The 24,585-nt window shown below is 64.6% G+C and carries 31 protein-coding genes; 9 read left to right on the top strand and 22 right to left on the bottom strand.

From position 1 onward, the window contains the following. The 3 genes from A3736_RS18275 to flgB form a co-directional block, all read right to left on the bottom strand. A partial coding sequence (locus A3736_RS18275; protein ID WP_369815445.1) for a flagellar hook capping FlgD N-terminal domain-containing protein occupies window positions 1-150 on the bottom strand: 150 nt, incomplete at its 3' end. Further along, a complete protein-coding gene (gene flgC, locus A3736_RS11070) occupies window positions 150-554 on the bottom strand; it encodes a flagellar basal body rod protein FlgC (RefSeq protein WP_067682947.1) in 405 nt (134 codons plus the stop codon). The genes flgC and A3736_RS18275, both read right to left, overlap by 1 nt. Before the next feature lie 3 nt (window positions 555-557). Continuing rightward, window positions 558-905, bottom strand: a complete 348-nt coding sequence (flgB, locus tag A3736_RS11065; protein WP_067682945.1) for a flagellar basal body rod protein FlgB — start codon at window positions 903-905, stop codon at window positions 558-560. Between the two features lie 252 nt (window positions 906-1,157). Between flgB and A3736_RS11060 the strand changes: the two genes are divergently transcribed. From A3736_RS11060 to A3736_RS11025, 8 genes are all read left to right on the top strand, one after another. Next, entirely contained in the window at window positions 1,158-1,865 is a 708-nt protein-coding gene (locus A3736_RS11060) for a MotA/TolQ/ExbB proton channel family protein (RefSeq protein ID WP_067682943.1), read from the top strand. Continuing rightward, window positions 1,862-2,287, top strand: coding sequence for a hypothetical protein (locus A3736_RS11055; RefSeq protein ID WP_067682941.1), 426 nt, complete (start codon window positions 1,862-1,864; stop codon window positions 2,285-2,287). Before A3736_RS11060 ends, A3736_RS11055 begins: the two co-directional genes overlap by 4 nt. Window positions 2,288-2,358: 71 nt before the next feature. Beyond that, window positions 2,359-2,907 carry a flagella basal body P-ring formation protein FlgA gene (locus tag A3736_RS11050; RefSeq protein ID WP_067682939.1) on the top strand — a complete coding sequence of 183 codons (549 nt, stop codon included), beginning with the start codon at window positions 2,359-2,361 and terminating at the stop codon, window positions 2,905-2,907. Between the two features lie 79 nt (window positions 2,908-2,986). Then, on the top strand, window positions 2,987-3,271 hold the full coding sequence (locus A3736_RS11045; protein WP_067682937.1) for a flagellar biosynthesis anti-sigma factor FlgM: 285 nt from the start codon (window positions 2,987-2,989) through the stop codon (window positions 3,269-3,271). Further along, window positions 3,268-3,603, top strand: a complete 336-nt coding sequence (locus A3736_RS11040; protein ID WP_067682935.1) for a hypothetical protein — start codon at window positions 3,268-3,270, stop codon at window positions 3,601-3,603. The genes A3736_RS11045 and A3736_RS11040 overlap by 4 nt, the downstream gene beginning before the upstream one ends. Before the next feature lie 71 nt (window positions 3,604-3,674). Next, on the top strand, window positions 3,675-4,535 hold the full coding sequence (locus A3736_RS11035) for a transglycosylase SLT domain-containing protein (protein ID WP_067682933.1): 861 nt from the start codon (window positions 3,675-3,677) through the stop codon (window positions 4,533-4,535). Further along, window positions 4,532-6,658 carry a flagellar biosynthesis protein FlhA gene (locus A3736_RS11030; protein WP_067682930.1) on the top strand — a complete coding sequence of 709 codons (2,127 nt, stop codon included), beginning with the start codon at window positions 4,532-4,534 and terminating at the stop codon, window positions 6,656-6,658. Before A3736_RS11035 ends, A3736_RS11030 begins: the two co-directional genes overlap by 4 nt. Continuing rightward, window positions 6,655-7,392: a sigma-70 family RNA polymerase sigma factor gene (locus A3736_RS11025; RefSeq protein ID WP_067682928.1), complete on the top strand. Its 738-nt coding sequence runs from the start codon at window positions 6,655-6,657 to the stop codon at window positions 7,390-7,392. Before A3736_RS11030 ends, A3736_RS11025 begins: the two co-directional genes overlap by 4 nt. Here A3736_RS11025 and A3736_RS11020 read toward each other — a convergent pair. From A3736_RS11020 to A3736_RS10930, 19 genes are all read right to left on the bottom strand, one after another. Beyond that, window positions 7,389-8,021, bottom strand: coding sequence for a response regulator transcription factor (locus A3736_RS11020; protein ID WP_067682926.1), 633 nt, complete (start codon window positions 8,019-8,021; stop codon window positions 7,389-7,391). The genes A3736_RS11025 and A3736_RS11020 overlap by 4 nt on opposite strands. A 94-nt stretch (window positions 8,022-8,115) precedes the next feature. Beyond that, window positions 8,116-8,484 (bottom strand): flagellar protein FliS, encoded by a 369-nt coding sequence (locus A3736_RS11015; protein ID WP_067682924.1) that lies wholly within the window; start codon window positions 8,482-8,484, stop codon window positions 8,116-8,118. A gap of 1 nt (window position 8,485) precedes the next feature. After that, window positions 8,486-9,904 carry a flagellar filament capping protein FliD gene (fliD, locus tag A3736_RS11010; protein WP_067682922.1) on the bottom strand — a complete coding sequence of 473 codons (1,419 nt, stop codon included), beginning with the start codon at window positions 9,902-9,904 and terminating at the stop codon, window positions 8,486-8,488. Between the two features lie 5 nt (window positions 9,905-9,909). Beyond that, the gene (locus tag A3736_RS11005) at window positions 9,910-11,076 is read right to left on the bottom strand and encodes a flagellar biosynthesis protein FlhB (protein ID WP_067682920.1); all 1,167 of its coding nucleotides are present in this window, start codon (window positions 11,074-11,076) and stop codon (window positions 9,910-9,912) included. Continuing rightward, window positions 11,073-11,858 (bottom strand): flagellar biosynthetic protein FliR, encoded by a 786-nt coding sequence (gene fliR, locus A3736_RS11000; RefSeq protein WP_067682918.1) that lies wholly within the window; start codon window positions 11,856-11,858, stop codon window positions 11,073-11,075. Before fliR ends, A3736_RS11005 begins: the two co-directional genes overlap by 4 nt. 10 nt (window positions 11,859-11,868) lie before the next feature. Then, the gene (locus A3736_RS10995; protein ID WP_067682916.1) at window positions 11,869-12,141 is read right to left on the bottom strand and encodes a flagellar biosynthetic protein FliQ; all 273 of its coding nucleotides are present in this window, start codon (window positions 12,139-12,141) and stop codon (window positions 11,869-11,871) included. A gap of 7 nt (window positions 12,142-12,148) precedes the next feature. Continuing rightward, on the bottom strand, window positions 12,149-12,937 hold the full coding sequence (fliP, locus tag A3736_RS10990) for a flagellar type III secretion system pore protein FliP (RefSeq protein ID WP_067682915.1): 789 nt from the start codon (window positions 12,935-12,937) through the stop codon (window positions 12,149-12,151). Next, on the bottom strand, window positions 12,934-13,239 hold the full coding sequence (locus A3736_RS10985; RefSeq protein WP_067682913.1) for a flagellar biosynthetic protein FliO: 306 nt from the start codon (window positions 13,237-13,239) through the stop codon (window positions 12,934-12,936). Before A3736_RS10985 ends, fliP begins: the two co-directional genes overlap by 4 nt. After that, window positions 13,239-13,562, bottom strand: a complete 324-nt coding sequence (gene fliN, locus A3736_RS10980) for a flagellar motor switch protein FliN (RefSeq protein WP_067682911.1) — start codon at window positions 13,560-13,562, stop codon at window positions 13,239-13,241. The genes A3736_RS10985 and fliN overlap by 1 nt, the downstream gene beginning before the upstream one ends. Before the next feature lies 1 nt (window position 13,563). Continuing rightward, entirely contained in the window at window positions 13,564-14,484 is a 921-nt protein-coding gene (locus tag A3736_RS10975; protein ID WP_067682909.1) for a FliM/FliN family flagellar motor C-terminal domain-containing protein, read from the bottom strand. Beyond that, window positions 14,481-15,065 (bottom strand): flagellar basal body-associated FliL family protein, encoded by a 585-nt coding sequence (locus tag A3736_RS10970; RefSeq protein ID WP_067682907.1) that lies wholly within the window; start codon window positions 15,063-15,065, stop codon window positions 14,481-14,483. The genes A3736_RS10975 and A3736_RS10970 overlap by 4 nt, the downstream gene beginning before the upstream one ends. Window positions 15,066-15,100: 35 nt before the next feature. After that, entirely contained in the window at window positions 15,101-16,867 is a 1,767-nt protein-coding gene (locus tag A3736_RS10965) for a hypothetical protein (protein ID WP_067682905.1), read from the bottom strand. A 66-nt stretch (window positions 16,868-16,933) separates the two neighbouring features. Continuing rightward, entirely contained in the window at window positions 16,934-17,320 is a 387-nt protein-coding gene (locus A3736_RS10960; RefSeq protein ID WP_067682903.1) for a hypothetical protein, read from the bottom strand. After that, window positions 17,310-18,644 carry a FliI/YscN family ATPase gene (locus tag A3736_RS10955; protein ID WP_067682901.1) on the bottom strand — a complete coding sequence of 445 codons (1,335 nt, stop codon included), beginning with the start codon at window positions 18,642-18,644 and terminating at the stop codon, window positions 17,310-17,312. Before A3736_RS10955 ends, A3736_RS10960 begins: the two co-directional genes overlap by 11 nt. Continuing rightward, window positions 18,632-19,210: a FliH/SctL family protein gene (locus A3736_RS10950; RefSeq protein WP_067682949.1), complete on the bottom strand. Its 579-nt coding sequence runs from the start codon at window positions 19,208-19,210 to the stop codon at window positions 18,632-18,634. Before A3736_RS10950 ends, A3736_RS10955 begins: the two co-directional genes overlap by 13 nt. Then, window positions 19,203-20,261, bottom strand: coding sequence for a flagellar motor switch protein FliG (gene fliG, locus A3736_RS10945; RefSeq protein WP_067682899.1), 1,059 nt, complete (start codon window positions 20,259-20,261; stop codon window positions 19,203-19,205). Before fliG ends, A3736_RS10950 begins: the two co-directional genes overlap by 8 nt. Next, a complete protein-coding gene (gene fliF, locus A3736_RS10940; RefSeq protein WP_067682897.1) occupies window positions 20,258-21,883 on the bottom strand; it encodes a flagellar basal-body MS-ring/collar protein FliF in 1,626 nt (541 codons plus the stop codon). The genes fliG and fliF overlap by 4 nt, the downstream gene beginning before the upstream one ends. 3 nt (window positions 21,884-21,886) lie before the next feature. Then, window positions 21,887-22,267: a flagellar hook-basal body complex protein FliE gene (gene fliE / locus A3736_RS10935; RefSeq protein WP_067682895.1), complete on the bottom strand. Its 381-nt coding sequence runs from the start codon at window positions 22,265-22,267 to the stop codon at window positions 21,887-21,889. Next, entirely contained in the window at window positions 22,264-23,550 is a 1,287-nt protein-coding gene (locus tag A3736_RS10930) for a sigma-54-dependent Fis family transcriptional regulator (RefSeq protein WP_067682893.1), read from the bottom strand. Before A3736_RS10930 ends, fliE begins: the two co-directional genes overlap by 4 nt. 221 nt (window positions 23,551-23,771) lie before the next feature. Between A3736_RS10930 and A3736_RS10925 the strand changes: the two genes are divergently transcribed. Beyond that, window positions 23,772-24,585, top strand: an 814-nt coding sequence (locus tag A3736_RS10925) for a flagellin (protein ID WP_067682891.1), incomplete at its 3' end; no start/stop codon positions are given.

Raw genomic sequence — 24,585 nt, 5'->3', positions numbered from 1 at the left:
CGGTTCGAATGGATCCTGCTGCTGCATCTGCACGGTCAGCAGCTTGAGGAAATCGCCCTGGCCAAGCGCGTCCATGCCGCGGCCCTGCGTCTGACCCAGCGCGCTGGATGCCGCATTGGAGATTGCGGGGTTGTTGGAGATGGCAACCATCACTTCATCCTCATCGTTTCAAGCATCAGCTGCTTGGCGGTCGAGAGGGCCTCGACCATGTTGGAGTACTGGCGCGAGGCTTCGAGCATCTCGACCATTTCGGCGTTCTCATCGACCGGGGCTTCCCAGACGTCGCCGTTCTCGTCGGCCAGGGGATGGCCGGGATCGTGGCGGCGGATCGGCGCGACATCTTCGCGCACCACGCCGCCCACGCGAACCGAGGACATGCCGGTGGCGTTGTTCAGTTCTTCGGCGAAGACCGTGCGCATCGGGCGGTAAGCTTCCGCCTCGCTGCCGGCGACCGAACCCGCATTGGCGAGGTTGGAAGCCGCCGTATTCATACGCACGAGCTGCGCGGACATGGCGCGGTGACCCATGTCGAAGAAGGAGGTGGGACCGGCCATCTCTTATTCTCCCCTGATCGCGCGCGTGACGGTCTCGACCCGTCCGCGCAGGAAGTTGAGCGTGGCGGTGTAGGCGACGGCGTTTTCCGCAAAGGCGGTCTGCTCGGTCGCCATTTCGACGGTATTGCCATCGAGGCTCGCCATGGTGGGGATGCGGTACTTGACCGCGCCTTCACTGGCGCGCTCCGCTTCCACGCCGCCGAGCCGCGCCTGCAGCGCGCTGCCGAAATCGACGTCGCGCGCTTTGTAGCCCGGCGTCGCCGCGTTCGCGATGTTGGAGCCCAGCACGCTCATGCGCTGCGACCGGATTTCCAGGGCAGCGCCGTGGATACCGAACAGTCCTTCGCTCATATGTGCCTCCCGAATGATGCCCGAACGAGCCAGGCGCGATTGATTACGCGAAAGGGGTAAGCAACAGGCGTGCCAAAACCTGCCACGGGCAGTGGAAGCGGCATCCGGCAAGGAGAAACGGCAAGGGTTTGCCGGAAGGCGGCAAATGTCGGCCACGGGGTAAATCGCCCGTTTTCCGGGCCGTTCTTCCTCCCGAGATTTTGTCGCGTACGTCCAATCGCGTACGTTCAGGGGGCAGGGAGATCGCCCGTCATGCAACACTGGTTCGATCCCATCGCGATCGCTATCGTTTTTCTGGGTACGCTGGCCGCGGCCGTGCTGCGCTGTGGGCTCGTCGATGCGCGTTTCGCGCTCGCCACCCTGCGCAGCCTGACGCAGCCCGCCTTCGATCCCGTCAAGGCCAAGGCCGAAGTCGCCAAGCAGCTCAACGATATCGCCACCGACGGATTCCTTCGGGCCGAGGCCCATCAGTTCGGTGACACGGAATTCGACCGGCTTGCCGAAATCATGATCAGCCAGCGTTCGGCGGAATCGCTCCACGGGGAACATACCAAATATCGCCTCCGCCGTGCCGACGTGGCCAACCGCGCGACCCGCTTCCTCGACTGCGCTGCGGAACTCGCGCCGGTCATGGGTCTTGCAGGTACCCTGATCGCGCTCGGATCGGCGCGCGGCGGCGCGGTCGTGACCGAAGCGGTCGCCGGAGCACCGGCAAGCGGCCTGGTCGATTCCATCGCCATGGCGGTCGTGACGACGCTTTATGGCCTTCTTGCTGCCAATTTCCTGTTCGCCCCCCTTTCAAACGCCGTTCAGCGGCGCGCCCGGGCTGAAGAGCGCGACCGCGATGCCGTGCTCGACTGGCTCGAAAAGGGCGTGCGCCGCATCGACAGGGGCGCCGCCTCTCTGGACAAGAAAAGCGATACCAAACCGGGCAAGGGCAGCGAGGCGAAGGCCGCATGATCGCGCGTCTGGGATCGGGCTGGCAGACGATCACCGCCGATCTGGCGCTGATCCTGTTTCTGGTGACCGCGCAGGCAAGCATCGCCGATGCGGAACGCCCAAGCGCGCCCCCTGCCCCCTCGGTTGCGAAGAGCGAGACCAAACCGCTCGTGCCGCACGCCGTCGAAGGATCGGGCACTGCGGTATTCCGTCCCGGCACCGGGCTCGACCTTGCTGCATGGCTGGCCGAAACCCATACCGACGACCGCCAGAGCGTGACTGCGATCGTGCGCTTTCCTGCAGACGGACGCGCCGCCGCGCTCGACCGGGCTGAAACGCTGATGACGGCGCTGGACGCTGCGGGCGCACGTGCCCGTCTGGTCGTCGAACCTGCGCGAGAAGCCGAAAGCCTGGTCGTCATAGGCTTTGAAGGCGCGCCCTGACCGAATTCGATCGAAGCTGGCACGTCTCTTGCTGTAATCCGCGCATATCCCTTTCACGCAAAGGATCGGACATGCGCCTTCTCCATTCCCGTTTCCGGCATGCCGCCATCGGCGCTGCCATTTTCGCCGCGCCTGCGTTTGCTGCCACCCCGATGGATCTTTCGATCATCGACCGCGCGGTGGCGGATTTCACCGGCGCGGCCCAGGGCCAGCCGGGCGGCGCCAAACTGCCGGTCGATCGGCGCCTGCGTCTCGATCCCTGCGACGGTCCGCTCGATCTCAGCTGGTTCGGCCGCGATCAACGCTCGGTCCAGGTGGTCTGCCCCCAGCGCGGCTGGAAGATCTATGTCGCCGTCGACGGGGCGTCGTCGGCCCCAGTCTACGGCAACGGCTACGGCAATGGCCAAGCACGATCCGCTTCGGGGCAGACGCTGGTCAATCGCGGCGAAGGCGTGACGATCCTCGCACGCGGCAGCGGCTTTACTCTGACCCGCCAGGGCGAAGCTTTGGAGTCCGGCGCACAGGGCGATTGGATCAAGATCCGCCCCGTCGGCGACAAGAAGGCGACCCTGCGCGCGCAGGTCTTGCGGCCGGGTCAGGTCGGCATGGAATTGCCGTAGCGGCAAAAAAGATTGCCGGGCCGTTAAAATCGGTTCGGCGGTGCCGTTCTACTGATCGAACAGACAGCGGAGCGTTACCATGCGTATCGGATCAGTGGACCTTTCGGGAGTTATAGCGCGTACCAACGCGAACGTGACTCCCGCTGCCCGCGCCGCCTCTACTCAGAATGCGGCCAGCGACACCCGTGGGGCCCAGGCCCCGATCTCGACCTCGGTTTCGAATGCCGGACCCGCCGCGCCGATCGATCAGGATCGCGTGAAGGAAATCCGCAAGGCCCTCGAAACCGACAGCTATCCTCTCGTCCCCGCCCAGATCGCCGATGCGCTGATCGCGGCCGAACTTTACGGAAAGATCGCACGATGAGCCGCACCAAGGAAGTGATTGCCACGCTGCGGCAAATGATTGCCCTTCTCGAAGGCGAACGGCAGGCGCTTGCCGCCATGGATCTCGACCGGATTTCGAATTGCACGGCCGGCAAGCTGCAAATCTGCGAGAAGCTGGAAGCGGTGGAGCGCGGCGACTTGGACGAGGAGTGCCTGGGCCTGCTCGACGCGGTCAAGCGCCTCAACGAGATCAATCGCCGCCTGCGCAATCTGATCGCGACGAACGTGCAGAGCCGCCTCAGCGCGCTCACCGGTTCGGGCCAGGCCTATGCCGCCGCGCCGCGCACCGCCTATCTCGCGGCCCACGCCTGACCCTTCCCGCCAATACGGCGATTTGGCACGCCTTTTGCTGACATGTCCCGGCAACCAAACCGGGAGGCCCTGTGCCAACTGTCAGTCCAGTCCAGACCAGCAGCGTCCAGTCCGCGATCTCGCGGGCGTCGCAGCGCACCGGAGTCGATTTCGACTATCTGGTGGCACAGGCACGCCTGGAATCGGGGCTCGATCCGTCCGCCAAGGCGCGCACCTCGAGCGCGTCGGGCCTTTATCAATTCATCGATTCAACCTGGCTGAATACGCTCGACCGGCATGGCGCGAAGCATGGCATGGCCTGGGCGGACGATGCGATCGGTCCCGGCGGCCGCGTCGCCGATCCCGCCACGCGATCGCACCTGCTCTCGCTTCGCTACGATGCCGACACCGCATCGCTCATGGCGGCGGAGCTGACGCGCGACAACGCTAACGGCCTGCGCGCGCATCTGGGGCGCGAGCCGCAACCGCCCGAACTCTACCTAGCCCATTTCCTCGGCCTGGGCGGCGCGCAGCGCTTCCTCGGCGCGCTCGACAGCAATCCAAACCAGTCCGCCGCCGCGCTGATGCCGCAGGCGGCAAGCGCCAATCGGTCAATCTTCTATTCGGGCGGCGCCCCGCGCTCGGTCGGCGAAGTCATGCAGGTGATGCGCGACAAGGTCGCCGCCGCTTACGGGCAGGAGGGCTTCCCGCAGACCTTCTCCGCCAGCCAGCCGCAATTTGCAGGGTTCGTGCCGCCTGCCAGCTATACCGCGCACAGCGCCGCCTTCGCCAATGGCGGCAAGGCGCCCGCACCGGCTCCGTCCGGCCCAGTCCAACGCGCCTCCATGGCGGATACGCTGCGCGCCACCTTCGCCGGCAGCGATCCCATCTCCAACCGCGCGACCGAAAAAGTCGCCGCGGCCTACGGTAAATTCAAGGCCTTCGGATTATGACATTGCGCACCGCCTTCAGCCCGGCGCTCGCGCTTCCGATCGGGATCCTCACCATCATCCTGTTGATGGTGATGCCGATCCCGGCGATCCTGCTCGACCTCTTCTTCGTGCTCAACATCGCGCTGTCGGTCTCCGTCCTGATGGCGGCGATGAATGCGCAGAAGCCGCTCGATTTCTCCTCCTTCCCATCGGTGCTGCTGTTCGCGACGCTGCTGAGGCTCGCGCTCAACGTCGCCTCGACCCGCATCGTGCTCCTGAATGGGCATGAAGGCGGCGCGGCGGCGGGCAAGGTGATCGAGGCATTCGGCGAATTTCTGATCGGCGGCAATTTCGCCGTGGGCATCTTCGTCTTCCTGATCCTGATGATCATCAATCTGATGGTCGTCACGAAGGGCGCGGGCCGCGTGTCGGAAGTGTCGGCGCGCTTCACGCTCGATGCCCTCCCCGGCAAGCAGATGGCGATCGACAGCGATCTGGCCGCAGGGCTGATGACCGCCGAAGAGGCCAAGGCCCGTCGGCGCGAAGTCGCGACAGAGGCCGATTTCTACGGTTCGATGGACGGTGCCAGCAAGTTCGTGAAGGGCGATGCGGTCGCAGCCCTGTTGATCCTGCTTATCAACGTCATCGCAGGGCTGGTGCTCGGCATGACCAGCCACGGCCTGTCCGCGGGCGAAGCGGGCGCGCTCTACGTGACGCTGGCCGTCGGCGATGCGCTGGTCGCCTCGGTCCCGGCTCTCCTCCTCTCGATCGCCGCCGCCGTGATCGTGACTCGCGTTTCCGACACGCGCGACCTTACCGGACAGATCGGCGGCCAGTTCGCCGACCCCAAGATCTGGCTGCCGGTCGCTTGCATCCTGTTCGCCATAGGCTGCATCCCGGCCATGCCGCAGATGATCTTTCTGCCCCTGTCAGGCGGGGCCTTCCTGCTCTGGCGCGGCCTGAAGAACCGCAAAGCGATCCAGGAAGCCTATGTCGAGCCGGTCGCCGCACCCGATCCTTCGAAGATCACGATCGACGAAGTGACCGACCAGACGCTGGTGACGATCCAGCTCGGCTATGGCCTGATCCATCTCACGGACGAAAAGCATGGCGCCCCGCTGATCGCGCGGCTCACCGGCCTGCGCAAACAGATGTGCCAGAATTTCGGCTTCGTCGTTCCGCCCTTCCGGATCGAGGACAGTTTCGACGTCGATCCCGAAGCCTATCGCATCACGCTCGGCGGGACGCCGATCGGCACCGGGAAATTGCGTGCCAACCGGATGCTCGCCATCGACACCGGCGACGTCATGCACAGCCACGCCGTTCCGGGGGAAGCGACCGTCGATCCCAGCTTCGGATGCCCGGCGCTGTGGATCGAAGCGGGCTCTCGCGATCTCGCGGTGGCGGAAGGCTATCTGGTGGTCGACGCCGAAAGCGTCATCGCCACGCAGCTCAGCCAGTTGCTGGCCGGCCGCGCACACGACCTGCTTGGTCCGGATCAGGTCCGCGATCTGGTCGATTTCCTGCGCGATCGCCATGGCCAGCTGATCGAGACCGTGACGCCGCAGCCGCTGTCGCTCGCCGCCCTCACCCGCGTGCTGAAATCGCTGTTGCTCGACGGAATATCCCTGCGCCATGCGCTGCGCATCTTCTCAAGCCTGTCGCAGGCCGCCCAGCAGACGGCGGAGCACGACCGCCTGATCGACCTCATCCGCTCCGATCTCGGCTCGATGCTGGTCGGGGACGTGTGTCCGCCCGACGCGAAACTGCCCGTCATCACCCTGGCCGCCCAGCTCGAAGAGATGGTGGTCAGCGGAATGCAGGATCCCGCGAGCGGAGAGATCATCATCGAACCCGACCTCGCCCGATCCATCGGCGAGCGGATCGGCGCCATCCTTCAGCAGCGCCATCCCGACGACACGCGGCCCGCCCTGATCGTCCAGCCGCGCGCCCGCCGCGCTCTGACGAGCCTGCTGAAGCTACGCGCGCCGGGAGTGCTGGTGCTCTCGATCAACGAACTTCCCTCGGCCCAGCCGATCGAGGTGATCGCGGTCATCGGCGGCGAAAGCCCCGAAATCCCGGCTGACCAATCCGGCACCGATCCAACGGCCTATAGCCCCGAAATGGAGACACTCGCGGCATGAAGCACGACCATTCCTCCTTCACCGCGCAGACCACCGCGAAGCGGGCTTATGGCACCGATGCGACGGCGCGGATCGCGCAGTTCATGCCGATGGTCCGCAAGCTGGCCTGGTATTACGAAAGCAGTTGCGGCGGATCGCTCGATGTCGACGACTTGCAGCAGGCGGGCCTGATCGCGCTCACGGAATGCGCCCAGCGCCACGACCGGCCCAATGACGACGGATTTGCCGCCTATGCCAAGATGCGCGTGCGAGGCGCCATGATCGATCTGTTGCGCAGCCAGTCGAACCTGGCGCGCGGAGCCGCGGCGCTTGGCCGCCGGATCGAGCGCATGGCGGACGAATTGCGATCCGAATTGAAGCGCGAGCCTTCACCCAAGGAACTGGCGCGCGCTCTCGGCCTCTCGCTCGATGAATTGCACGAGGCGCGCCTCCAGCTTTCGACATCGACCCACTCCATCGATGACATGTATTCCGACAGCGATGCCGCGTTCAGCAGCGAAGAGCCCGACGCCGAAGCCAATCTGTTGCAGGACGAGGACCGCGAGGAACTGATCCACGCGATCGCCGCCCTACCCGAGCGCCTGCAACTGGTCATCAAGCTGCACTTTGTCGAGGAATTGAACCTTACCGAAATCGCCGCGATTCTCGACATCAGCGTGCCGCGCGTGCACCAGCTGAAATCCTCCGCGCTCGACAAACTGCGCTTGAAGATCGCGGGCGAGCAGACAGACTAGGGCCGCGCTTCGCCCCGTTCGGGCGCTTCCTTCGCCATCATTCCCAGCGCATCGCCTTCGACAGCGATGCGGATCGCCTCGCTCGTGCTCGCGACATCGAGCCGGGCCATCAGATTGGCGCGATGCGCCTCGACCGTGCGCGGACTGATGCCGAGATGGCGAGCGATCGCCTTGCTGGTCCCGTGATCGAGCATGCAGGCGAGGATTTCGTGCTCGCGTCGGCTGAGGCGTTCGAGCTGCGTGCGCGCCTCCGCGGCACGGCGGCGCTTCTCGATCCGGGCGGGCAGTTCGGCGGCGATCTGATCGTATTCGGCGACGATTTCCTCCGCCGCCAGCGGCAGAGCAAGATAGGACGCGACGCCCGCCTGCATCGCGCGCACCACTCTCACCCGGTCCGGCGCATCGGAATAGGCGATCGCGGGAAGGCAGGACGTGCGCTCGACATGGGTCATCAGCCTGCCGATCATATCGTCGCGGTCATGGACCAGGATCAGACCGTCGGCGGGCGTGTATTGCTCGAACTCGTCGAGCGATTCGAACGGTTCGGCATGCGCGTCGTGCTCCGCCAGTGCGCGCCCGATCTGGGTACGGCGGGCCGCGTCGGCATCGATGACGAAAATCTTGAGCATGGCTGCAGCCCTTCGTATCGCACCCGGCCAGCCACGCAAAGCCGGATCGGTGCGGGCGCTTGTCGGGCCGCGTCGAGCTCGGGACCTACGCCGTTCAGCCGGCGAAGGCGACGGCGATGTCGCGGAAGTCCTGCTTGAGTTCGGCGATGCGCCGCAGATCGACCACGCGGATCGAATCGAGCAGCAGCAATTTGGCCGCCCCGTAGAAATGTAGCAGGCTTTCCGCCATCGGCGCAGTGCGATCGACGCCCAGTTCGAGTGCGGTCAGCGCCGTGATCGCGCGGGTCAGCGAACGGCTGCGCGCGGCCCGGTCCCTGCGGGCCTCGGCGATTTCGAGCGCGCCCAGGGTCTGGACGAAATCCTCGATGCAGAACAATACCAGGTTCTCGCGCGAGCTGCCCATGAGGCGCGCGTCGAAATCGGCTTCGCGATACGCGTCGCGGGGTTTGGTGCGGGCCAGCATGTCAGTTCTTCTGCGCGTTCCACACGTCGATCTGCGATTGCAAGAACGACAGGGTCGATTGCGAGGCCGCGACATTGCTGTCGGCCTTTGCGAAGCGCGCGATCATGGTGCTGCGCAGCGTCTCCATCTGTTCGCTTAGCTTTTCGAGATCTCGACCAACGGTCTGGGATTGCGACTGGTAGCGGGCAATCGATCCGCCCAGCGATCCCGGATCGGTCGAAGAAGAATTGGCACGCGCCAACCGGTCGATGGTGGAATAAACGCCGTTGATCCCCGTCGTAAACATGGCGGAGACGCCCGCGGCATCGCGCTCGATCATGTCGGTCAGCCGCTTCGTATCGAGCGTGAAGCTCCCGTCGCGTCCGATCGACAGGCCGAGCTCGGCAAGGGTGCGGGGCGATCCAGCGGGCGCATTGGGCATGATCTCCACCGTGCCGAGGCCCGACAAAGTGCGGCTGAGCGCACGGGCGCCGCTATCGCGCGACAATTCTCCGGTCATAGGATCGACCGCTTCGCGTAAACTTCCCACGATCTCGTTCAGCGCGCCGGTAATGTCCTGCATCACGCTGGTGAGCGCGGCCTTGGAATTGGAGAAGGTGATGGTGGCCGGTGCGCCGATATTGGTCGCGGTCAGTTCCAGTGACAGGCCGGGGGCCGCGCTGGCGATCGTGTTGCTGGCGCTGCTGCGCGCAACGCCGTCGAGCGTGTATTTCGCATCGGCCGAGGCCTGCACCAGCCGCGCGGGATCGTCCCCCGGACGCCAGGCAAGCGCGGAAAGGCCGGGCTCTGCGGCATCCTCCGCGACATCGATCACGAAGCCGTTCTTTTCCCCTTCCGCCCCCTTGATGACGAGCTGCGCGCCCGCATCGGTCTGGGCGACATAGGCCGAAAGCCCGGCGTTCTGCGAATTGATGGCCCCCGCCACTTCGGACAGGGTCGCGCCGGGCGCGAAGGTGAGTTCCAGCGGCGTGCGCGCCGTATCCTCGGTAAAGCCGGCATTGGTGGTCGCGCCGAAGCGGATCGTCATCGTGCCCGCACCCACGCCCGCCGTCGCGCTGGCATAGCTGGGGGTGGTCATGGTCTGAGTCTTGGCGATCTGGGTGACTTCGAGCGAGTAAATGCCCTTGCCTTGCCCGCCGACGGGTGCCGAGACCTTCGCGACGGCGGAATTCGTAATGCTCGGCGTGGGCGCCAGATCGCCGGTCCGCAGTCGATCGCCCAGCGCGCTGGCAAACTGGCTCAGGGAGCTTCGGATCGATCCCGCAAGCGAGATCTGGCGTTCCAGCGTTTCCGATTTCTGAGTCAGCCGCGCATTGCGTCCGGCAAACTGCGCCTCCGCCAATTGCGAGGCGAGCCCGGTCATGTCGATACCGCTGCCTATGCCCAGCGAATTGGCGATGTTTGAGGCGGAGACATTCATAGGTTCTATAACGGCGCTGCCGCTCCAGGATTAACCGCCTGAGCCACCGATACCCGCCCTTCTGTATCGAAGCGCAGCGCTTCGGGCACGTCGATTTCAGGCATCAGCGGCGTCTCGCCGCGCTTGAGGCTCATGACATAGGCGAGGACAGAAGCGATCGCGCCATAGAGATCCTCGCAGATCACCTGGCGTTCGCGCGTGGTGTAATAGACGGAACGCGCCAGCTGCGGATATTCCAGCGTCGGCAATTCCATCTCGCGCGCCAGTTCCTTCATCGCCATCGCCTTGTCGCCGCGTCCCTTGGCAAGGACGATGGGTGCGGACGCCTTCATGGGATCGTAGGTCAGCGCGACCGCGAAATGGGTCGGGTTGGTGATGACGAACTGGGCATCGCGCATGGCGCCCGCGACGGAGCCGGTGGCGATATCGCGCTGGCGCTGGCGGCGCGCGGCCTTCATTTCGGGCGAGCCTTCGCTTTCCTTGTTTTCGTCGCGCATTTCCTGATGCGTCATCTTGAGGCGGCCCTGCTGGCGCACCCACTGAATCGGCAGATCGACCAGCGCGATGATGACCAGCCCGCCGGACAGCGCGAAGATCAGCGAGACGATCGCGTCCCAGGCGGCCGAGAGCTGGGCGGACAGATTGCCCCGCCCCAATCCGATCAGCGTCTCCATGCTGGAATACCACCACCACACGGCGATCGCGCCCAGAAGAACGATCTTGAGCAGGCCCTTGCCCATCTCGATCGCGCCCTGGGGGCCGAACATGCGCTTCAGCCCGTTCAACGGATTGATGCGATTGCCCTTGGCCTTGAGATTGTCGGTCACGAAACGGCCACGTCCGAAAGCGAGCTGGGAAATCAGCGTAACGATGATGACCGGCACGGCCAGCGTCAGGATGGCGGGGACCGTCAGCAGCAGGCCTTCCATCAGCAGCGTCTCGGGTCCGAAATCGCGCAGATCGCGCACGTCGAACTGGAACGCCTCGCGCGCCAGACCCTGCAGATCGCCCAGCAGCCATGGCCCGGCGAATGCCAGCCAAGCTCCGCCCAAGATCATCACCGCTGCCGTGCCCGCATCCTTGGAACGCAGGACGTCGCCCTTCTTGGCGGCATCGGTCAGCCGCTTTTCTGTCGGTGCGAAAGTCTTTTCGCCTGCGGGCTGCTCGCTCATGGTGCCAGGATGCTTTCGGTCTGGTCGAGCCCGTCGGCAACGAGGCCGGTGAACTGATCGTAGATCAGCGGCGCGGAAATGATCAGCGCCGCCATGCCGGCCAGAACGCCCGCGGGCAGGCCAAGCGCGAACAGGTTAAGCGAAGGAGCCGAGCGGCTCAGAATGCCGGTGAGGACCTGCACCAGCAACAGGATCAGCGTGACGGGCAGCGCGATCCTGAGCGCGGTCTCGAACATGAAACTGGCGAAACCGGCAATGGCGGCGAAGCGTTCGGGGCCGAGCCATGTCTGGCCGGGCGGAAAAGCGTTATAACTTTCGGTTACAAGGGCGATCCAGTGCAGGTGCGCCCCCGTTGCAAGGAAGATGAGCGTCAGCACGATGATGAAATACTGGCCGAAAGCGGTGGTCGACCCGCCCGAACTCGGATCGGTCGTCATCGCCATGCTCATCCCCATGCCCCCGCTGATGAGTTCGGCGGCCACGGTCGGCGCGGCGAAAGCGAGCTGGAGGATGAAGCCGAGGGCAAGGCCCACGATCACTTCGCCCGCGATCGCGAGCATGCCTTCGGCGCTGATCAGCGCTTCGGGCGTCTGCACGTTCGGCATCCAGATCGACACGAAGATGGCAAGCGCCCCGGTCATCGCTACGCGCACTGCTACGGGTACGGCGGACGCTCCGAAAAAGGGCGCGGCAAGCAGGGCGGCACCGAGGCGCGTCATCAGGAAGACGACCCGCCACATGTCCTGCTCGAGAGCGCCAAGTCCGAAGTCGAGCCCGATCACGCGTCTGGCCTCAGCCGCCCATCCGCGCGATTTCGGCGAAGATATCCTGCGTGAAATCGCCCACCAGCGCCATCATCGAAGCGCCCAGAATGACGAGCACGAAGGCCACCGCACCCAGCTTGGGGACGAAGGTCAGCGTCTGTTCGTTGACCGAGGTGGCCGCCTGAACGAGGCCGATCACGAGGCCGATGGCGAGGCTCGCCAGCAGGATCGGAGCCGCGACGAGCGCTGCAATCCAGAGCATGCGATCGGCCATAGAGAGAAGAAGGGCACTTTCGTCCATTGTCGGATCATCCAAAACTTGAGGCGAGCGAACCCATCAGCAGCGCCCATCCGTCGACCAGGACGAAGAGCAGGAGCTTGAAGGGCAGCGAAACGATCATCGGGCTCATCATCATCATACCCAGGCTCATCAGAACGCTGGACACGACGAGGTCGATCACGAGGAAGGGAAGGAACAGCATGAAGCCGATCTGGAAAGCGGTCTTCAATTCGCTGGTCACGAAGGCGGGCAGCAGGATCGAAAACGGAACGTCCTGGGGCGAAGCGAACTGGCCCGCATCGGCGATGTCCGCGAACATTTCGAGGTCGTATTCGCGCGTCTGGCGGATCATGAACGCATGGAACTGGTCGCCCGCCCGCTCGATCGCGACTTCCGCGCCGATCTGGCCTGCGGAATAGGGCGCGATGGCTGCTTCGTTCACGCGGTCCAGCGTCGGCGCCATGATGAAGAGCGAGAGAAACAGGCTGATCCCGATCAGCACCTGATTGGGCGGCGATTGCTGTAGGCCTAGGGCCTGGCGCAGGATCGCGAGGACCACGATAATACGCGTGAAGCTGGTCATCATCAAAAGAAGCGCCGGCAGAATCGTCAGCAGGCCCATCACCAGCAGCAGCTGGAGCGACAGGCTCAGCGGTTCACCACCGGCGCCCGAAAGCTGGCCGAACGCACGGTCGAGCGCGCCAGAGACGGCGGTATCGCCGCCGGTGGCCGCAGCGGTGCCGACCTGCGCGTTGACCAGCGTGGGGTAGCTCAGCGCGACGAGAGCCGCGCCTGCTTTCCAAAGGCGTGCGATCACTGGACGATTTCCTGCGAGATGGCGGGTTCGGCCGAGTGCTCGGATGGGCGAGCAGGCGCTTCGGCGAGGCGGGTGAGGCCGCCCTTGGAGGTGGAGACGAGGATTTCGCGGCCGTGAAATTCGATCACCGCGAGACGCAGCGTGGGCGAAAGCATGGTCGTCTCGACGATACGCACCGCCTTGGCTCCGCCCGAAGGCGCACCGAACTGGCCCTGCATCTTCTTGGCGAGCTTCAGCGTGCCCCAGATCATGAGGCCGATCAGCGGCAGCAGGACCAGAAGCTTGAGGACGTACCAGAACATCAGATGGCTTCTTCCGGGTTCTGGACGGGCGCGGCAGTGATGGGAGGAGCGCGGCGCTCGGACGAGGCTTCGCCCGATGCGCCGACCAGTTCCAGCACGCGGATGGCGAAGCGATTGCCCTGCGCCACGACTTCGCCGCGCGCGATAAGCTTGCCGTTAACCATAATATCCAACGGGTCGTCGGTGAGCCGGTCGAGTTCGATCACGCTGGATTCGCCCAGTGCAAGAACATCGCGCAGGCGCATATTCTTCCGGCCCAGTTCCACCGTCAGGCGGACGTCGATATCCTGGATCAGGCTGAAGCCGTCGTTCAAAAAGGACATGTCAGGAATTCCCCGAGAAATTAGTGTCAAAGTTCGTATGCGTGAGTTCCATGGCGACCCGGTCGTCGAGTTCGCCGACGGTGCCATGGGCGATGGTCGTGTTGCCGATCAGGACCGGAACGTTGCGCTGGAGGGCGACCGGGATCATCGATCCTTCGGTCAGCTGCGCGATGCGCGAAATCGCCATCGGTACATCGACCAGCACCGCACGCAACGGCAGATCGACATTGCCGATCGCCGATCCGTCCAGCCCACGCGCCCCGATGGAACGACCGGTAGCAGGCGAGACGGCGCGCGAGCCGACCAGCTCGATCAGCGTCGACTGGCACAGTGCGAACCGGATTTCCCAGCCGGTCGTCGCGTCCTTGGGCGTCGCGGTAAGCGTTGCGGTCCAGACCTTTTCGGTCCCCGCGATCGGCAGAATCTCGTGTGCGTGTTCGCCGGTCGCGCTGAGCGCGAATTCGCGACGGTCGCTGGCGCGCTGGAGAAGGGAATTGATCTTGCCTTCGAACTGGCGCGCGAAGCAGGCCGCCGAAGAAGGCAGCGTGTCGCACAACTCGTCGACTTCGCCCGTACCGCCCAGAATACGCTCGAACTGAGCGACCAGCGCGCCGACATTCGTCGAAACCAGTGCGCCGCGCGTATCCTGGCCGAGCGAATAGAAGCCGTGCAATCCGCCCGCGCCCAACTGGGCCAGCCAGTCTGCGGCGGGAACCGTCGCGATCGATCCCATCGCCACCGTCAGGCCGCGATTGTCGCACAATTCGGCCAGCAGCGGCTGCGCCTGATCGCCGATCTGGCGAACGAGGCGTGCGAATTCGGTCTCGAGATCGACCGGCGTCGCGGCGCGGCTCAACAACTCGTCGCAATGACGGGCAGCGCGCTTCGCTGTCGCGGTATCGGGGAAGTTTTCGGAGATCATTGGACGATGAAGGACCGGAAGTAGACGTTCTCGACGCCGCCGAAGCCCTCACGCTCCTCCAGCACCTCGTTCATCGCCTTCGTCAGGCGCTGTTGCAGCTCTTCCTTGCCGCGCACATCGATGAGTTGCATCTCGTCGGTGGTGGCCAGTTCGGCCAGCACGCGCGAGCGCAGCGCCGTCTCGTGCTCCTGCAGCCACATCAGCACACGCCCGTCGTAATTCGTCGAGGCGGCCAGGCTGACCTGAACCAGAGCGCTGCCACCGGCGAGGTTCGAGGTGAATTCGTCAGTGAAGTTGTAATAGGCGGTGCGATACTTGCTGCCGCCCGTGCCATGGACGACCTTGACCTTGTCCTTCTCGGCTTCGGCGGCACCTAAGGGATAGGGATCCTCCTCGCCCTTCAGGACGAGCTTGGGAGTGTCGTCTTCCTTCTCATGGCCGGCATCGCCCAGCATACCCATGGCGAAGGCGCCGTAAGTGCCACCGCCGCCCGCCCCGAGCAGGACGAGCGCGATCAGCGCTTTCTTCATGAAGCCCCCCTTCTTCTTGGGCTCTGCGGTGTCGGTTTTCGCGTCGGACATGATCAATCCCTGTGTTTAAACGTGTCTATCTGTGGTCAGGCGTAGCGGCCGTCGTCGCTGGCGGACGGACGGTCGGAAGCGGCGGGGTTGCGAGCATGAAGCGGCTGGCCTTCGGGCCGGGTGCGCTCGCGGCCCTGGCCCTCGCGCTGCGACTGCCCATTGTTCGAAGCGGCCTGACCCGAAGTGTCGGCGGTGCCGCGATCGGCTCCGGCAGCGGACTGGCCCGCACCATTGCCATTGGTATGACCCTGCGCCGCACCCTGCTGCGCTTCGAAGCTGCGCTGCGGGCCGCGATCGCCGGCAAGGGCGGCGGCGCGCTCATTGGCAAGCGCCGCGGCAAGGGCGCGCTGCGCCTCGCCATCCTTGGCTGCGACTTCGACCTGAAGCGTATCGCTGATCCGGTCGATGGCGATCGAAAGCTCGCCGAATTCCTTGTGCATCACAGCCATGGCCGCCGTCGGCACGACGCCGAAATCGCGGGCGGCGGAGAGGCGATCGACCATGCGGGCGATCGAGTCGATGGCTGCGAAGGCGTCGGGACGGGCAAGATCGGCGGCGCGCGTAATCGCCTCGGTCCCGGTCGGCGTACTGGCCGGAGCATTCGGCGCGGCGATCGCGGGTTCGACACGGGGCATCTCGGCATGGGCAGCGAGACGGGTGGGAGCCTGGACGGCTTCGACCGGACGCGCGGTGTCCGCCTCGCCTTCGGTTTTCGCGGAAGCGACGGGTGCGAGGGCGGCGGCCTGGGCGACAGGGCCCGGCTTCGCATCGCTCTTGGCCACCATCGGGGAAAGCGCCGTCGCTGCGGCGGCGGTCTGCGCCCCGGTTTCGGACGAGGTCGCGAGGACGGCGCGGGTAGCGGGGACCGGCGCGGGTGTCGGAGCATCTTCGCCCGTGCTGAGAATACGGCGCGCAGTTTCGCTGGCCGACACCGGAAGGTCCACCACAGCAGCTTTCTCGATGCGTGCGGACATGGCCACCGAAGTCGTCGGTGCGGCTGCGATAGTGATGGCGGAAACCGGCGTGTCGGTGAGCGATTGCGTCGAGGCGGTCGACAGGGCCGAAGCGGCAGCAAGAGTGCCGACAGGCGACGCGGTAGCAACAGTGGCGAAGGGCGAAACGGCGGCAGGAATGCCGACAGGCGAAGCGGTCGTCGAGGCGGTCGACACAGCCGAAGCGGCAACAAGAGCGGCGACGGGCGAGGCAGCGCCAGGAGCGCCAAAAGACGAGGCGGCAGGAAGCGTTGCGAGGTTCGCGGCCGGAGAGATCTTCGGTTCGACCGGCAGGACATTTGCTGTCGGCGTCGTCAAATCCGCCGCGGGATTCTGCGCAGATACCGAAGGCGTTGCCTGCGCTAGGGCCGCGCCTTGCGCCAGGCGCGCCGCGTCGAGGCGTCCGACGGGCAGTTCGACGATTTTCGCCGTCATGGAGGCCGGTGTGTCCACGATAGTCTTGGGAGTGCCAGACGCATCAAGCGGTGCATCGTCTTCCGCCCCAAAAGCCTGCAACGAAGCGAGGCCCGGCAACGAGACCGGCAAGACCGGCAAGACCGGCAAAATCTTGCCGCTTTCTTTGCCGCTTTCCTTGCCGCTTGCCGCCAGCGCTTCCTGAGCTGCCGGCGGAAGGAGGCCGACAGCTTTGCCGTCGCCTTCGATCGGCGCGATCTGGACCAATTGATCGAGCAGGTTCGCAAACCCGTCGAAAGCGCTCTTTCCAGCCTCTTCTTCGCCCGAAAATTCGGCGGAAAAGCTCAGCTTGGAAGGCGTTTCGAGCGAGGTCAAAAAGGAGAGCGAGTTGATCATCGTATATCCGTGTGGCTGTCACGGATATTCTATCAAGAAGCGTGCCAAACCGGCACGACCCACCTTCTAAGACTGGGAAAGATGAGAGACGATGGCCTTGACCAGATCGCGCCGATCCTCGAACGCGCGCTTGCGTCGCCGTTCCGCCGCCGCCAGATCGCCCAGTGTCGCGTCGGATCTTTTCTCCGCTTCGGCGGCTTGTTTTGAACTTACGGCGACGAGATGTTCGAGCTGGTCCTGCATCGCCTTTCCGCTGCGCAGGTCCATGCCGGTCAGCGCATCGTCCTTTTCGGCGTAATAACGCGCCAGCGATCGGGTGCGCTCGGCCACCCCGAACAGACGTTCCCGCAGGGCTTCCGCCTCCGACGCCGCGAGCGCGGAGCGGCTTTTCTCGACCGTACGGACGCGCTCGATCAGTCTGGCGCGCTTCAGCTTGCGCTTGTCAGGCGGCATGGGCGAGCAATTCCAGCATCTGATCGGCCGCTTGCGACAGCGTCACCTGGTCTCGCGTTCCCTGCGACAGAAAATCGACCATGCGCGGATGCAGCGCGATGGCCTCGTCCAGCAGCTTGTCCATTCCCGGGCGATAGGCGCCCATCATCACCAGATCGCGGTTCGCCTCGTAGGCTGCGGTCAGCGCGCGGAAACGGCGTGCGATCTTCTCGTGATCGGGCGGAACGATGTCGTTCATGACGCGGCTCAGCGATGCGCCGATATCGACCGCCGGATATTGTCCACGCTGCGCGATCTCCCGCGAAAGGACGATATGTCCGTCGAGAATGGCGCGCGCCGTATCCACGACCGGATCGTTCTGATCGTCTCCATCGGCAAGGACGGTGTAGATGCCCGTTATCGATCCGCCGCTTTCAGCGGAGTTTCCGGCGCGTTCGATCAGCTTGGTGATCGTCGCCAGGGCGGAAGGGGGATAGCCCCGCGCCGCGCCAGGCTCGCCCAGCAGGATGCCGATCTCGCGCGCAGCGTGCGCTACGCGTGTGAGGCTGTCCAATATAAGGAGCACGCGCTTACCCTTGGACCGCAGATGTTCGGCCATGCTGGTCGCCAGCATCGCTCCGCGTAAACGCAGATTGGCTGCATGATCGGCGGGTACGGCCACGATGGCGGTGCGCGCGGCGCGTTCCCCGCCCATATAGCGGTTGACGAAATCGGAGACTTCGCGCGCGCGTTCCCCGATCAGGCCGACCACGATCGCATCGGCATCCGCCCCGTGGACGATCATGTCCATCAGCACCGATTTGCCGACGCCCGATCCGGCCATGATCCCGATCCTCTGCCCCACTCCGAACGTGGTCAGTGCGTTCAGAGAGCGGATCCCGACATCCATCGGTTCGGTCACGCTTGCCCGGTCGAGCGCATCGACCCGGTAGCCACCTGCGGGCCAGGACACGGTCGCGCCGACCGGACCCTTGCCGTCGATGGGGCGCCCTGCCCCATCGACCGAGCGGCCGAGAAAATCCTCGCCCACGGCCAGCATTCCGGGACTGCCTTCGGGCCTGACCACCGCACCTGGACGCAGCAGGACCGTATCGCCCAGCATCATCATCATGGTGTGGCCGTTGCGAAATCCGATCGTCTCGGCCCGATGTTCGACCCCGCGGCCCTGCGCGATGGCGCAGAGCGTGCCGATCGGAACGCCCAGGCCGGACACTTCGATCAAACCCCCGTCGCAGGCCACGACACGGCCGAAGCGGCGCGGCGCGAGATCGAAACTCCCGCCGCCTCCGCATTCTTTCAGTGTCGCCTCTATCAGGGCACGCATGAATCGAGCGCCTCCGCAATTGCACGGCGCCATTGTTCGGGACCGTCCTCGACACCGCCATCCTCGGTTTCGACCCGCAGCCCTCCGCGCTCGACGCTGGGATCGGGCACGAGTTCGAGGGCATCGGAGACGCTGTCCTTGACCAGCGCGAGATCGTCCGGGTGGATGAGGATAGTCCTCTCGTCATGGCGGCGCTGGAACATCGCCGCAGCCGCTTCGATCCGGCGAGCGAGCCCGTCTCGATCGAGCGCCAGCGGCAGAACCGCATCCTCGCAAAGGGCAAGAACGGTGGTCCTCAGATTCTCGCGCAGCGCAAGCGCGCTTTCGGCATCGAAGCGGGCAAAGGCCAATTCGATACGAGCGCGCTCCTGACGTTCGCGCATCAGTTCCGCCTCGGCTTCGGCACGTGCGGCAGCATGCCCTTCGCGATATCCAATGCCATAGGCATCGGCGGCAGGATCGACCGCGACCGGTTCGGGTGCCGCCACTTCCGGCGTGCGAGTATATCGCACACTCGGTGTGAAAGCGCCGGGACGACCAAGATCCGCGTAGGCGATCCTAGACATAGTCGTCGCCGCCATCGCCTATGATTAGGTCGCCGCTTTCGATCAGCTTCTTGGCGATCGCGACGATATCCTTTTGCGCCACGTCCACTTCCGATTTGCGAACCCGGCCGCGATTTTCGATTTCGTCGCGCAGGCCGTCGGCCGCGCGGCTCGACATGGCCGCGAAGAAGAGGTCGCGCTGCGGCTCTTCCAGCCCCTTCAGGGCCAGAATGAGGACATCGCTTTCGACTTCGCGCAGAAGCGTTCCCATCATCTTCGTATCGAGCGCGAACAGATGCTCGAACTTGAACATCTCGTTCTCGAGTTCCTTGGCGAGATCCTTGTCGATCTCGCTGATCGAAGGCATTACGCGCTGTTCGACGCTGCGATGCGAGCTGTTGATGATCTCCGCGGCCTGGCGAACCCCGCCCATGGTCAGCGGAATCGCACCGTGCAGCCTTTCGATCTTGGCGTTGAGAGTCTGTTCCAAGATGCCGATCGCCTGGCGCGAAACCGGGCCCAGCCGCGCCACGCGGTGCAGCACCGGAGTATGCAGATGCTCGGGCAGAGCCGAGAGCGCAGCCGCCGCCACGTCGCTGTCGAGCTGCAGGAGCAGCACTGCGATTGCCTGGGGGTGTTCGTCGGCCAGGATCTCGCCGATGATCTTGGGTTCCAACCAGCGCAACAGGCCGAGCGCCGGCTGGCTCATTTCCTGTTCCTGGGGCGCAACCTGACGCATCAGGTTTTCGGTCTTCACTTCGCCCACCGCGCCTTCCAGCATACGGCGTACATTGTCGATGCGGCCATGAGCGGAGATGCCCTTGCCTTCTGTCGAATGCGAGAAGCCTGCAATGGCATCGGAAATCGCACGCGGTTCGATTTCGCCCATTTCCACCATGGTGGTGGCAATCTGGCGCAATTCGTCGGGCGTAAGCTGGGACAGGATGCGCGAGGCATCTTCTTCCGACAACAGCATCACCATGATGGCGGCCTTGTCGGCGCCCAGCAGCGCGGGCACCGCAGGTTCGGCGGAGAGCGCGGTATCCGGCTGGGGGATATCTGACTGGATCATGCCGGTTGTCCCTGCTGAGTATTGTCGGCGAGCAGGCGGCGCAGGGCGAGCACCGCGTCGTCCGGGTTCTCACGCGCGATCCGCTGGGCGAGTTCGATCTGCGCATCGAGCGCTTCACGATCGAGGCCCGGCTTGCTTTCGGGAACGAAAGTTCCATCCGGTCCCTCGACCAGCAGCGTTTCGTCGCTCTCGCCTTCCTTGACCGGCTCCGTCCGGCCCTTCAGCGCCTTGATCGCGGGGCGAACCGCCAGCAGCAGGACCAGCAAAACCGCCAGGATCGCGACTCCATTGCGCACCGCCATGGCGAACCAGCCGGTCTCGTAGAAGGGAATGACTTCCTCCTCGACCTTTTCGAACGGGCGCATGATCACGGTCACCTGATCGCCCCGGTCGGCCCGCGCGCCCACGGCGGCAGTGACCAATTCCTTGACCTTGTTGATATCCGCCGCGCTCGCCTTGGCCAGCGCCGCCTGGTCGATCGCCACGGCGACCGAGAGATATTTGATCGAACCCGGCGTAAGATTGGAGACCGAGACCTCGCGGCCCATCTCGTAAACACGCGTGGCGCTGCTCTCGCCCGTGCCACCGGCTTCGGCCTGCTGGGCGTCTTCCGGCGCGCGCTGCTCGGCCTCCGCGTCGGCGGGAGGGGTGTTCGCGAGAACGCCGGGAATGCCGCCCGCCGGGCCGCCCGCAGTTTGAGATTGCTGCGTCGTCTCGCGGCGTATCGTGCCGTCCTTGTCGTAGCTTTCGCGCGCGGAGGTGACCTCGTTCATGTCGAGCTCGACCTGTACCTGTGCCGAGAATGCCTCGGCCCCGAACATCGGGGCGAGCAGCTGATTGACCTGCGCGTTGAGCTTGCTTTCGAGCTGCGCCTGAAGGTCGAGCCTTCCGCTATTGGGATCGCGCGGCTGGGTCAGAAGTTTGCCGTGCTGGTCCACCACCTTGACGGATTCCGTCCCCAGCCCCGGCACCGATGCGGCGACGAGGTTGGTGATGGCGGTGACCTGGCTGTCGGTTAGCTGGCGCCCGCGCGCCATGCGCACCATAACCGATGCCGAAGGATCGACATCTTCGCGCACGAAGACCGAGCGTTCGGCCTTGGCAAGATGGACGCGCACCGCCTCCACCCCGTCGATTTCCATGACGGTCAGCACCAACTCGCGTTCCTGCGCCGCCCGGAGGCGATCGCCTTCCAGCGTCCGGCTGGCGCCCATCGGCAGGTTTTCGAGCATCTGCTGCCCGCTTTCGGGCGCGGCGAGCGAACCGTCCGATGCGACCAGCATGCGCGCACGATACAGATCGTCCTCGCCCACCGTCAGCGCGCCGGAATTGTTGTCGATCGTGTAGGCGATGCCCGCCGTATCGAGCGTTTCGACCACGCTTGCACGTTCGGCATCGTCGAGCGAGGAATACAGCATGCGCTGCGGTGCCGGCGACATGGCCGCCCAAGTCAGCGCCAGAACGCCGAGGCCCGCCGTGCCGGCGAACCAGGGGAGCATCTTCTTTACGCCCGGCTGCACCGTCAGCGCCTTGGCGCGATCGACGATCGTGCCGCCGCTGAGATTGGCCGACATGCCCCCGTTACCTTGTGCGGGCATCGTGGCGGGAACGAGGTCGCTCATCTATCAGATCCCCATTCGCATGGTTTCCTGGTACGCGGACAACAGCTTGTTGCGCACCTGGAGAGTTGCTTCGAAGGCCACGCCCGCTTCCTGGCGGGCCAGCATGACCTTGGCGATGTCGGTCGTCTCGCCGCGCTCGTATGCTGCGGTGAGTTCGCCCGAGCGGCTCTGTGCCGCATTGACGCTGTCGAGCGCACCTTTGAGCGAATCTCCGAAACTGGTCGGCTGGGCCTGCGTTGCGCCAACGCCGCCCGCCTCGGTCGGCGCCGCCGGTTTGGCTTGGTGGAGATCGGTCAGAACCTTCGACCGATCGATGATCTGCTGGCGCATGGCGATGATCTGTTCGATCGATCCGCCGCCGCCGATGCCGCCTACCGGGTTCATCGTGCCGCTCCCATAGCGATGCCGGCTTCACGGAAGGACGCCAGACGATAGCGCAAGGTGCGCTCGCTGATGCCCAGCGCACGCGCGGCATTCGCGCGGTGTCCGCCGACCGATTCAAGAGTGTCCATGATCGCGCGCGCTTCGCTGAGCTTCACGATCTTGGAAAGTTTCGCCGGAGCGGCCTGGCCCTTCGCGTCGGCCACCGCCTCCATGGCGTCTGGCATGGTAGCGGCCGGGGCCGTCTCGCAGGCGACCGGTCGCGCGGCCATGTCGAACACGATGTGTTCGGGCGCGATCTCGCTCTGGCCCTGTGCAAGCAGAAGCGCGCGCCGCATCACGTTTTCCAGCTCGCGCACATTGCCGGGCCATGCATAGGCACGCAGCGTGTCGAGCGCGGCATCGCCGATCCACGGCATCGCTTCGCCCTTGGGTGCATGGCGCAGCAGCATGGTGAAGGCGAGCGGAGCGATATCCGCCGGACGCTCGCGAAGGGCAGGCATGCTGACGGGAAAGACGTTGAGGCGATAGAAAAGGTCGGCACGGAAGCGGCCCTGCTCGACTTCGTGGGGAAGATCGCGGTTGGCGCAGGCGATAATGCGTACGTCCACCTTCACCGGGCGGGTCGCACCGATGGGGACGACTTCGCCTTCCTGAAGGGCACGCAGCAGCTTGGCCTGCAGCGACAGCGGCATTTCCGCGATTTCGTCGAGCAGCAGCGTGCCGCCATCGGCCGCGCGGAAGAAGCCTTCGCCCGCGGCATTGGCGCCGGTGAACGATCCCTTCTCGTGACCGAACAGCATGGCTTCGAGCATCGTTTCGGGGATCGCGGCGCAATTGACGGCAATGAACGGCTTGTCCGCCCGATCGCTGCGCGCATGGATGAAGGTCGACAGGACTTCCTTGCCGGTGCCGGTCGGTCCGTTGATCAGGACGGGAATTTCGGTTCGGGCCAGCCGATCAGCCAGAGCGATGATCGAAAGCATGGCGGGATCGGCAGCCACGGGGCCTTGGCCAGCATAGATCATCGCGACCAGTGCGGCGATGCTGCTTTCGGCGTTGGGGTCCTTATAATAAAGAGTGCCACCTTGGCCCGACCGTGCAAACGCCGCCACGTCCGATCGAGTCACCACGATGCTGCGCGCATCCCGGCTCGCGCTCGCATCGCTCTCATCGGCCAGTGTCACCGGCTTTTTCATGAAGAGCGACGAGGCGATTCCGGCCAGCCGCGACTCCAGCGAGGCGTGCTTGCGCGAAAAAATCGTGGTTGTGTTCAGTCCGTCCATTGGTGCCCCTGATTGGCATGTCTTAACGACACGAAGGCTTTTGCGTCCTTGACGGCCAAGGAATGGCTAATTTTAGACCTCGTATTTTTACCTAGAAGGCTGCGAACCCGGCAAATCCCTGCCCCGGCAAGCACTTAAATTTCCGGTGAGCAGGTCGGTCTGGTATTGGCTGCCGCATCCTGACCAGGGGCAGTGATCGATAGACCAGAAGGATTTTTGCCATGAACGTGATCAACACCAACATCTCCTCGATGAAAGCCGCCAACGCCTCGACCCAGGCCGGCAAGGCGCTGGGCACCGCGATGGAGCGCCTGTCGACCGGCAAGCGCATCAACTCCGCCAAGGACGACGCCGCCGGCCTCGCCATCGCGACCAGCATGACCTCGCAGGTCCGCGGCATGAACCAGGGCATCCGCAACGCCAATGACGGTATCTCGTTGGCGCAGACCGCCGAAGGTGCGCTCAATGAAGTCACGAACATGTTGCAGCGCCAGCGCGAACTTACCGTCCAGGCTTCCAATGGGACTTATTCCGCTGATGACAAAACAAACCTTGCGGCCGAAATGGATGCTTTGAATACGCAAATCCAAAGCGTTCTGAACAATACCGAATTCAACGGTAGTAAGCTGTTCGCCGGTGGTGAATCGGCAGCTACGCCAGGGACCCTAGACCCTGCTGTAGAGAACAAAATCACTATTCAGGCTGGCGCAAATGCAAGCGATACGGTCGAAATAAATCTTGGCGCAGGCTTAGCTAATAACGCAGCATTCATCGCTGCTACCGGCACTTTTGGTGTCGATGTGACAGATCTAGCCGGCGACGGTAGCGAACTTGCCCTGTTCGACGATGCCATCAAGGTGATCTCGACGACCCGCGCCAACCTCGGTGCATCGCAGAACCAGTTGGAATCGGCGGTGAACAACCTTTCCAGCAACATCACCAACCTGTCCGACGCCCGTTCGCGGATCGAAGATACGGACTACTCGGCTGAGACGACCGCTCTCGCTAAGGCCCAGATCCTGAGCCAGGCTTCGG

Source organism: Erythrobacter sp. HI0063 (assembly GCF_001635685.1).
Classification (GTDB): domain Bacteria; phylum Pseudomonadota; class Alphaproteobacteria; order Sphingomonadales; family Sphingomonadaceae; genus Qipengyuania.
This window is presented reverse-complemented; position numbering and strand designations above follow the sequence as displayed.